The organism is Candidatus Neomarinimicrobiota bacterium, from assembly GCA_018651745.1.
In the GTDB taxonomy this organism is placed as follows: domain Bacteria; phylum Fidelibacterota; class Marinisomatia; order Marinisomatales; family TCS55; genus JAAZYX01.
The window spans coordinates 61834-71635 of the sequence record JABIDL010000027.1 but is presented as its reverse complement, the minus strand read 5'-3'; the positions used below and the strand labels follow the sequence as shown (position 1 = coordinate 71635).

The following is a 9802-nucleotide window of genomic DNA, read 5'->3' as shown; positions in this document are numbered from 1 at the left end:
TTTGCAGCCGTTTTCTTTGCGCCAAAGAAAATGGCGAAATATCCGCTCTATTGAAAAAAACTTCCTGTCCACAAATTGCACGAAAAAAAACACGAATTATTTTTTTATGGCTTTGGTATGTGGTTAGCGGTTGCATTATAACTTTTCATCAATGTTTACTGCAAGAATATGGATCGTCTCTTTTTTGTTATTTGTGATTATTCGTGTCATTCGTGGATGATATTGTTTTGTTTGTGGATAGTGGCAGTACTTCACTTAAGCGATGCGTTGTATTTGGTGTAATTCATTCGCCTCTTTTTCTTGCGCCCAATACAAATCCCAACGTTGTTGGATATTCATCCAAAAATCAGGCGTATTCCCAAAAAATGCTGAAAAGCGAAGTGCTGTGCTGGGTGTAACTCCTCTTTTACCATTTACAAGTTCATTGATTCGTTGAAATGGTACATGTATAGAAAGCGAGAGTTGTTTTTGTGTAATATTCATAGGTTTGAGGAATTCTTCAATCAACATTTCTCCAGGATGAGTTGGTTTACGATCTGTAGGTATTCTAACCATTCTTTGTTCCTTTAGTGATAATCCGTTATTTCTACCTCAGTTGGACCAAACTCCGTCCAACTGAAACATATTCTGTATTGCGAACCATTTTTTACCCAGATCTTTTAAACATAGCTCCGCCCTTTCAGTCCCAAATTGGAACCGTGAAGGGCGATTCGTAATGTGTAAACTGTGAACGGTGATCGGTGATCGGTGATCAGTTCTTAGTACAGTTTATCATCACGAGGTTACACTATATATTCTCCTGTGTGTGCGGAACGAATATGTCTGGTTTTAGGCGATGTAGGCGACAAGCACGCGAGATCCAATTCTACAGAAACACCCTGCATAATTGAATCAATCCACACTACCAGCCTTGTTCTTGAATTTTTTTGTTTTACCCTTCCTCGTAACCCCCTCAGCGGACCAACCAACACATCCACCTCTGATCCAATCGGCAGGTTTTGCTCCGGGTGAAGCCCAAGCTTAGAATCCACCATTTGATTCAGCCAATACATCTGCTGTTCGGGAATGATTACAACATTTCGATTGAAATCCACAAACTTCACAACGCCATTCGTTTGAAGAACCGATAATTTTTCTGTTTTTAATTCGATTTTCACAAATAAATATCCTCTGAATAATGGGACCTCTACCTTTTTCCGGCGATCGCTCCACTGGCGAATTGTAGTCATCAGTGGAAGAGATGATTCAATGCCTTTTAATCTGAGCTCAGAATCAATCACCTTTTCATGGCGAGATCTGACGTAAATGGCGTACCACTTTTTCGTGATCGGTGAACTGGGAGCGGTGAACTGTGAACTGTGAGCGGTGAACTGTGATCTGGGAGCGGTATTGGATTGAATATTTTTCATGATTTGCTCTTGACAGATTTAACCAATCCAAAAATCATTTTCCGTACATTAGTTATCTTTGACAATAAATTATTAATTGTGTTTCTAGCTCTGATAATGAACCAAGGGCTATATATAGAAATTGGATGAATTCCGGTTTACTTTTTCTGGCAGCACCTTCAGCAATGTTGGATGGGACGGATACAGCAGATCGCCTGATCTGGCTGGTCAGGCCATATTGCTCTTCCCTGGGAAAAAACTTAGTCATATGGTATATATCAGTTACTAATTCCATAGAATTCTGATAAACATCTAAATCTTTGTGGGTTTTCAAACGCATTACTGTTCACTATTCACTGTTTCTTTTCCCCAAATCAAAAGAGCGCGATCAAGATTTAACCGTTTGGTTAATTTTTTAAGATCATCTGCACTCAAAATAAGCGTCCGAATTTTGCGATCAATTAATGTTTCGGTTTTGGCGGTTACTTCCTTCAATTTGGTTTCATCAATATGTCCCACCAAAACTAAATCTATCAACCCGGAATCATGACCCTTCGCGTAATCTCCAATAACGTATGCCACTTTCACCTCACCAAGTTTTGCAACCAACTCTTCTGCTAGTTTATCAATTCCCATATATTTTTTTACCACATTCTGAATGTCACTAAATAGAGAATGATTGGTATTGGCATTGTACATCACCGTCCTGCCATTTTCCCCTCGTTCAAGCAACTTGGCGTCCGTCAAACGATTTAATTCCACGCGAATGGCATTGGTGGATTCCCCAAATTCCGTGGCAAGCTCCCGAAGGTAAGCCCGGGTTCCCGGGTTGAGGAAGAACTTCAGTAGAAGTTTGATCCTTGTTTTGGATGTGATTAATGTTTCAAGCATTAGTTCTTTATCGTGTAATTTTATTACTCGTTATATAGTACGCTTTTGAAACTATATGTGTCAATATAATTTTTTGGATAAAGGATTTCACTTTACACCTCGTAATTGATAATTGACTATTGAGGATTGAAAATTGAAAAAAAGAAAAACCTGTCCACGAATTGCACGAAAAAAACACGAATTATTTTTATGGCTTTGTTAGGTGGTTAGCAGTTGCATTATAATTTTTCATCAATGTTTACTGCAAGAATATGGATCATTTCTTTTTTGATATTTGTGATTATTCGTGTCATTCGTGGATGATATTGTTTTTTGCGCCAAAGAAAATGGCGAAATATCCGCTCTATTGAAAAAAGAAAAACAAACCAGAAAAAGTGTTAAGACAAAAGTGTTAAGGTGTTTAAGAAAAATCATTCCGCTACTTTATCTTGCGATGTTTCGTACCAGTTTCTTATGAAGGCCGCAACCACCCCCATTCCAATCCCGAGAAACCCCGCCAGCAGCACACTCATCTTTCTCTTCGGGCTGCTTCTATCTAAAGGCACCTCAGGTTTATCCAAAATATATATAATATCAGATTCTTCCACCTCTTCAATTTTAGCCATTTCATATTCTTGCTTTAGGGTAATGTAAAGACTTTTTTGCACTTCAGATTCTCGCATGAGGCGTTCCTGCTCTAATAAAAGTGCAGGCGAATCTCCGATATTTCTATTTCCCTGCCTCCAATCCTTGAGTACTTCTTCAGCTGTTTCTAAATCCAACCGCACTTCTTCAATTCGTTCTTCAATAAATATACGTTTTTTTGCTGCCTGTTCAATGTTGAATTGTTTTTGATGTTCATCCAATTCTTCAATCAATGCTGTCGCCATATCTGCCGCCAGTTGAGGCTCAAAGGCTTGGACTGTCAACGTAAGGATAGACGATTGGCGATCTTTTTCAACCGAAATCGCCTCTCCCTGCAAATATTCTATAGCCAAAGCTTCTAAGGTATCCGACCCATATTCTGGCTCATCGTGCCCAACCATAAGAATGTGGAGTAGTGTTTTATTTTGGCCGTACTCATTTGTATTAAATTTTCTGTTAAGAAGTTTTCGAGCAAGCGTCCGGCTTTGAATAATTTCCGGGTAAACCATACTTGGGGCAGATTCATTCCCGCCGGGTACCGTTATCCCAAATTGGGCAGCCATCCCCGCTAGATTCCCGATAGAACTTTCTCCACTTGCCGGAATAATAGTCGCTGAGGAGGTAAATACCGGCTGAGCAATAAAGAGCACATAAATGATGGTTAGAATGCAGGTTACCGTTGGAATGATTAGAATCAGCCGAATATTTTCTTTAAGCACATCTAAAATTTCCCACAGAGATATTTCGTCCTCTTCGGGGAAACCATACGGACCGTACGGCATTGGCGCCTGAAGTTCTTCGGCACGTGGTTTTACATTTCTATCCGATTCTTCTGATTCCACTCCTTCAAGTTCTCCAGCAACGAAGCGCTCTTTCACTATTACCACGTATTTATACGGCACTTGGTTTCGTGCCTTCCAGTTGCTGACCGCCTGGGGCGAAACATCGAGCTCGCGGGCAACGTCTGCCAGCCGGGTGATGCCCTTGGCATTGTACAATAATTCTAGGAGTTGGTCAAAATTCATTTTTTAGCCACAGAGAACACAGAGGGGAAGTGTTCATGTGTTCGGGTGTTCGGGTGTTTATGAAAAATTTGATTAGTGGGTTTTTGGATTGATATAACATTGGGGGAGATTGAAAGGTTGGACACAGAGGGGTTGTTAATAAAAAAAGGGGAAGGGAAATAGCGGAATGTATTCAGCATCACGGGAGTGATTACCTAGTGGCTAAATAAATGACAGAAACAACTTGCGCAAAATTCGCAAAAATAGCAGTCATTTCCTTAGCAAATTCCGTCTTATCAAACGGTTCCGCATCTTCTACCCTTGAAACAGTAATAATGGACCCATCCGGAATTCCGGGAGAAAATAAACTCCACTTGGAATGAAGAATAGAAGTTCCATCGGGAGACGAGGCATAAACATTATCTACATCAGCATCGGGAGCATAGCCACCTGCATTCTTGAGATAATACCGAAGGTTTTTCCCGGGAATATATTTATATGCTCCGGGGCTATTGACTTCGCCATTAACATATACCAATTCAGGATGTTCTGGAATGGCAATGATATCACCGTGTTTTAGGGTGAAATTCATCGAAGATGATGGCCTTCGCAAAATTTCTTTCATAGATATTTGAATATCCACACCGTTTCTCTGAAAAGTTGATCCCATGGGATATGCTTCAGGTCGGAGACCGCCGGCGCGAGAAACAATATCCGTAATTTTTTCAGTTGGGGAATCAATACTGTACGTCCCGGGATACACAACGGATCCGGCAATGGTTACTTGTCTCTGCGGGTTAAAATACGGATCCCGGCGGATGCTGACAATATCATTGGGCTGGATTTCGTAATTACAAAATATGCCGCCCCTGTCTTGCAGATTGTCAAGTGAGAAATAGGGCGAAACCGCATCGTGTTGGTTAAACGATAAAGTAATAATTTTCGCATAATCATTTGGTTGGGGATTTTCCGGATCAATCCGAGAAATTTCTACTTTTGCGCGGTACACTTCAGGCGTAAACCCACCGGCATTCAAAAATAGTTCTTTGAGCGTCATTCCGGGAAAAAATGGTTTGGTGCCGGGTGATTTTACAGATCCTAAAATGCGAACGTATTTGAACGAATTTTCAATTGTATTCTCATTAAAAACCACCAATCTATCCATCCATTGTAATTCGATATTATTTAACGTGTCACCTTCCAACGCTTTTCCTAAGTTGATTGTTAATAGTTCATCTCGTAAATCTTCCGGACGAGTGCGGATGAGATGAGCTTGTGGTAAATATACATCACTCAGTAGGCCTTCTGCCATTTCCACAAGGTCTCCAACGCGCATACCCGGCTTAAGCTCATACCGACCGGGGCGAACGACAGAAGAACCAACGATATGAACATCGTTCTTGTGCATGTCTAAAATAGAAAAAATCTGAATTTTATCACCATCGTGTAACCGAATTTGTGTTTTTCCCCCGGCTAATTCTTCACCAAGGTTAAAATCTGTTAAAACTCGGTCATTCCAATCTTCCGTTCTATCTTCAAAAGGAACAACTCGGTCAATTTGGGCGCGGTCGATGAAGGCGGTTATTTCTATACCTCCGGCCATTTGAACAAGATCGCTGATATTCTCATCTTGTTTTAACTCAAATATGGCATTTCGATTAATAGATCCTTGGATGGATATAGTTTTCCCTCTAGTTGGGATAAAAATCACATCATCAAGTTGTAAACGGACATCATTCGTTTGTTTACCACTAAGCAGATAATCATAAAAATCAATGCTGGCAATTTGCTTCCCGTTTCTGATGAGTCTAATATCTCTCAATGACCCAAGAGCTGTTGGACCTCGAAAATAGTATAATGCCGTGAACAATGTGGCGGATGGGCTTACAGAATAGGCGCCGGGCTGAGAAACTTCACCCAAAACCATTATTCTGAGCGGGCGTAGGTTCCCCAAACTCACATCCATAAAAGTTGTAGCCTTCCCGGTTGAGGGACTGATGCTGGAATATACTTTTGAAAGCAGGCGAGAAAGTTTCCGTTCCAGTTCTCCGAGAGTTTGACTGTTTACAAAAACTTGTCCAACTTCCGGCATAAAAATAAACCCCTCTCGATTTACCGTAAAGACTTGTCGAAATTGCGTTTCGCCCCAGAGCATAATGATAACCTCATCGCCAGGACCAATATTATAATTGGGATCAACAGCGCCAAAATTGGAGGATTGGAATACACTGGGGTCTCCACGGAAAATATCATATCCGAACCGGTTAAGAGGTTTTAGAGCAGCTTGTTCTTCAGACTCCGGTTCTATTTCATCCTCAGCAGGAGAATCCACTACCGATTCTTCAGTTAATTCAGTGGAACCATCCGCGCTTGTTTCTTCTTGGGAAGTCAAACCTCCGAGTTCAGAATCAGCAGACACCCCTCGTTTTTTTAATTCGGCTTGGATTTGAGCGTCCGTCATCCCCCGCTGCTTGGCGATTTCTTTTGCTTGTGTAGGAGTTATCCCCATTTCTTGTGCTTTTTTCTTTAATTCGGCAGTACTTTGCCCAGACACATTGCAGAGCACAGAGAAAAGAAGGAGAGTTAGAATTGTGTTGTTATTCAACCATTGTTTCATAATACACCTCTTGTGTATATACACCTCGATTTATCAATATTAGTACACATTTTGTTCATTGAATTTGTCTATTTTAAACAACTTATACATAATAATACAACTCATTTACAAATTTAATTGAAACAGATATTTGGGGATAGCGTCCTCGTGCATCCTCGCGATGACTGGGCTGGTGTTTGGGAGCGCTTTCTCGACAATAGATGATTGAGATTCACAAAACAACTTTGCGGAAGTGGAAACCTTTCAAAAAGGAATGAATAGGAATTGGGCACAACCAAGGTGGTTGTGGGCCTATAAATTCCCTTTAAAGAGACATTCTTCCATGACTAATGATGGTTGTGGTACTCTCTGATGTTTTGGGAGAGCTTCCTCGATTATGGATGATTGAGGTCCACGATACAACTTTGCGGAAGTAACAAGCTTTCGCAAAGGGAGGCAGATGGATAAAGAGGATGATGTATAGTAACATTTTGTTTCTCTATGTAAACGTAACGTAAACTTTATTGAACTACAATTGATAAATATGTGCAATGGTACCCTCGAACAGTAACCAACCATACCAATCTGTTCATATATACACATTTCATCAATCTATGAAATTTCCTACATAGGTTAAAATACACACCAAACAAACACAATGTGTTAATCTCTCCACTTGATGGGCAACTCAATTGCATTGAAACAGAATAGCTATTATATAGTTGTTGCTTTAGTTCATACATCTTCCCGAACAATTGGATCTTATATTCCCAAAAAGATTATGGTGCAGGTAAATTTATCTTAACTTCTTGTTTGTTAGGTGTCCACCCATCTACCTCCCTATGATCCGGATCGGTATGTACTTCAACATTTAATACTTAAGTTGGTTGTTCATTAATTAAGCTGCAGCGTTAAATTTCACACCCTTTGGGGCCCATAGCTCAACGGTTAGAGCGCCGGACTCATAATCCGTCGGTTCCAGGTTCGAATCCTGGTGGGCCCACAACTTTTTTCCATAACATTCCAACACAAAGGCGCGAAGATGCATAGAATCATCATCATAACTTTAATTTTATTGCTTCCCTTGTTTGGGCAAGACCCAACTACCTATTCTGGATCTCTATCATTTAATTATAGCGGCCTTGGCGGCAATGGAACGTTCTCCGGTGATTTTAGCGTGGACACTACTTCGGGTGCCGGAGCGATTCAATTTGCGGATGAAGATACAACCACTCTTATTATCAGTGCTTTTCAGCCAGCCGGCGACGATTCGGTAGATATTTTTCTAATTTTACTGAGAGATACAACCGGGGATGGAATAACGGACGCTACTTTTCCGATATTTAATCCTGAGGATCCGTTTCCATCCATGATTTTGTTAGAAAATATTGATTCCGTATTTGCGGCAGATTTATTCAGCATTTTGCCTGATTCCTCAGATATCGTTAATCCGGATTCCATTAATACAGATAGCCTTTTAGCTGAGATACTTACTCTTTTAGTTAACAACGCTTACGTCAATGTCAGCGGAGGTATTACGTTTGCCACTTCCGATTCGGATTCTGTGGCGGGATCTTTTAACGGTCTCGTTACTCCGACCAATATTTTTTATGCTAAAACTATTACCAATGGACAATTCAATCTTTATCCGGCGGAAATACCAATAGATTTGGCCGTGCAACCTGAATCTCAGGTTATCCCAAGACAATTTGAGATACAAACCATTGCCCCGAACCCGTTTAATCCATCCACAACCATAATATTCTCAGTCAACGAGAAAACGTTTATTACACTTGATATTGTTGATGTTACCGGCGCTCATGTTCAAAGATTGTCTAATGGTTCTTATCAGCCCGGGACACACTCAATTGTCTGGCATCCTCAAAATCAGTCAGCCGGATTATATTTTGCGTTGCTTTCATCTTCTTCCGGCATCGCTACACGGAAAATCCTGTTCCTGAAATAAGCTAGATTTCCAAAGCAGCGTATTGCTGCCAAAACCGTACCGCTTCTGCCCATTCTTCCGATGAATAATGTGCTTTGGTTCCGCCGGCAAGTTCAAGCTGGTTTCTCATCATGGTCACAGGACCCATCGGTAATTTTTCTACGCCTTTCGGTAGCGCATGCATGCTGATTAATTCCCAATCTTCTTCAGTCGAGTGTTCCTTGTTTTCCGCTAAAACATCATGACGGTATAGGATTAGTTCCACTTTTCCCGTTAGTAGTGGCTTACCCTTGGTTGCGCGAATTTGGATGTAGGGTTCTTCTTCCGGTCTTCTCTTTACTACGGTTGCATTTAGAATTGAAGATTTTTCCAGTTTAATAAAAGGGCAGACGAAGGATTGATTAAATTCACTGCGAACAGAAATGATTCGAACACCATCCCGATATCCTTCTCTGTAATTCCCGTTGTGTAAATGTTCTTGTGCCACATTTGCGATTTCTTCAAAACTCATTGTCGGGGAATAGGTTTTGCCTGAGCCTTTTATTTGTCTTCGGACAAAATCATTTACGGCAACTGTAACTGGTTTTTGTATCATGGTATAATCGGTGTTATCAAATAAGTAAATTTCATATAATGATCGAAAATTTCTAAATTACATTCCAAAATCTGATCCTGGACTTTGGTCATCTATTTTCTGATTATAATGAAGTTGGCGATGTTTTAGAATAAACGCCGATGAAGTAGCTGCTATTGCTAATGCGGAGTTTGTTTTCACATTTGGATTAATCCAAATGGCTTCACTTCTGGCACTTGAAATATCAACCATCGCTCGTACAGAATCGGAAGATGAGAACGTATAACCCATTAACGTACTGCCAATCCTTCGTTTTTCGACCGTTTTAAAATAGGGACGAATGGTTAAGATATCCTGATCTAGGGTAAGCGTGGAATCAACCAGATTCCAGAGAATAGCAGGATTGCGATCGTCCTGGAATGTACACCGAATCCGTTCGTCAAATAAACTTCTTTGAGGGTATTCACACCAACATTCCCACACATTCCCCAACGGATCGTTCAATTTGAATTCAAAAGATTTTATTTCGTAATATGAACTTTTAAAATCGGAGTACAAGACTCTCCCGGTGCTTTCTCCTATATCAAACACATGAAACGGACCAAAATCAAATAGTACAGATTTCTCACCACCGCCCACCTTCATTCTTTCAACACCATATAATTCAGAAGGAACTGCAATTTTTAGTGGTTTAAATATGACACACCCGACAATGAAGAAAGCAAGTAACATCCCTCCACTTTGTCGAATTTTTCGTAGCATTGAATTTGAAATTTTTTT

General features: G+C 40.5%; 9 protein-coding genes and 1 tRNA gene. 2 read left to right on the top strand and 8 right to left on the bottom strand.

From position 1 onward, the window contains the following. Positions 1-255: 255 nt before the first annotated feature. The 6 genes from HOD97_05175 to HOD97_05150 all read right to left on the bottom strand — a co-directional run bounded on the left by HOD97_05175 (position 256) and on the right by HOD97_05150 (position 6512). On the bottom strand, positions 256-555 hold the full coding sequence (locus HOD97_05175; protein ID MBT4280989.1) for a HigA family addiction module antidote protein: 300 nt from the start codon (positions 553-555) through the stop codon (positions 256-258). A gap of 227 nt (positions 556-782) precedes the next feature. Then, positions 783-1409 (bottom strand): UpxY family transcription antiterminator, encoded by a 627-nt coding sequence (locus HOD97_05170; protein MBT4280988.1) that lies wholly within the window; start codon positions 1407-1409, stop codon positions 783-785. A 52-nt stretch (positions 1410-1461) separates the two neighbouring features. Continuing rightward, complete coding sequence (locus HOD97_05165) at positions 1462-1722, bottom strand: four helix bundle protein (protein ID MBT4280987.1); 261 nt, start codon at positions 1720-1722, stop codon at positions 1462-1464. A gap of 5 nt (positions 1723-1727) precedes the next feature. Then, a complete protein-coding gene (locus HOD97_05160; GenBank protein MBT4280986.1) occupies positions 1728-2279 on the bottom strand; it encodes an ArsR family transcriptional regulator in 552 nt (183 codons plus the stop codon). A gap of 410 nt (positions 2280-2689) precedes the next feature. Beyond that, positions 2690-3928 (bottom strand): hypothetical protein, encoded by a 1239-nt coding sequence (locus HOD97_05155; GenBank protein MBT4280985.1) that lies wholly within the window; start codon positions 3926-3928, stop codon positions 2690-2692. 190 nt (positions 3929-4118) lie between these two features. Further along, complete coding sequence (locus HOD97_05150; GenBank protein ID MBT4280984.1) at positions 4119-6512, bottom strand: hypothetical protein; 2394 nt, start codon at positions 6510-6512, stop codon at positions 4119-4121. Between the two features lie 921 nt (positions 6513-7433). On the opposite strand from HOD97_05150, the gene HOD97_05145 reads away from it, so the two are divergent. Beyond that, positions 7434-7506 (top strand) — tRNA-Ile (locus HOD97_05145). A gap of 39 nt (positions 7507-7545) precedes the next feature. Next, positions 7546-8469: a T9SS type A sorting domain-containing protein gene (locus HOD97_05140; protein MBT4280983.1), complete on the top strand. Its 924-nt coding sequence runs from the start codon at positions 7546-7548 to the stop codon at positions 8467-8469. Position 8470: 1 nt separating this feature from the next. Here the strand turns inward: HOD97_05140 and HOD97_05135 are convergent, their stop codons facing one another. Continuing rightward, positions 8471-9043 carry a DUF3228 family protein gene (locus HOD97_05135; protein MBT4280982.1) on the bottom strand — a complete coding sequence of 191 codons (573 nt, stop codon included), beginning with the start codon at positions 9041-9043 and terminating at the stop codon, positions 8471-8473. A gap of 57 nt (positions 9044-9100) precedes the next feature. Further along, complete coding sequence (locus tag HOD97_05130; GenBank protein ID MBT4280981.1) at positions 9101-9784, bottom strand: hypothetical protein; 684 nt, start codon at positions 9782-9784, stop codon at positions 9101-9103. Between the last annotated feature and the right edge of the window lie 18 nt (positions 9785-9802).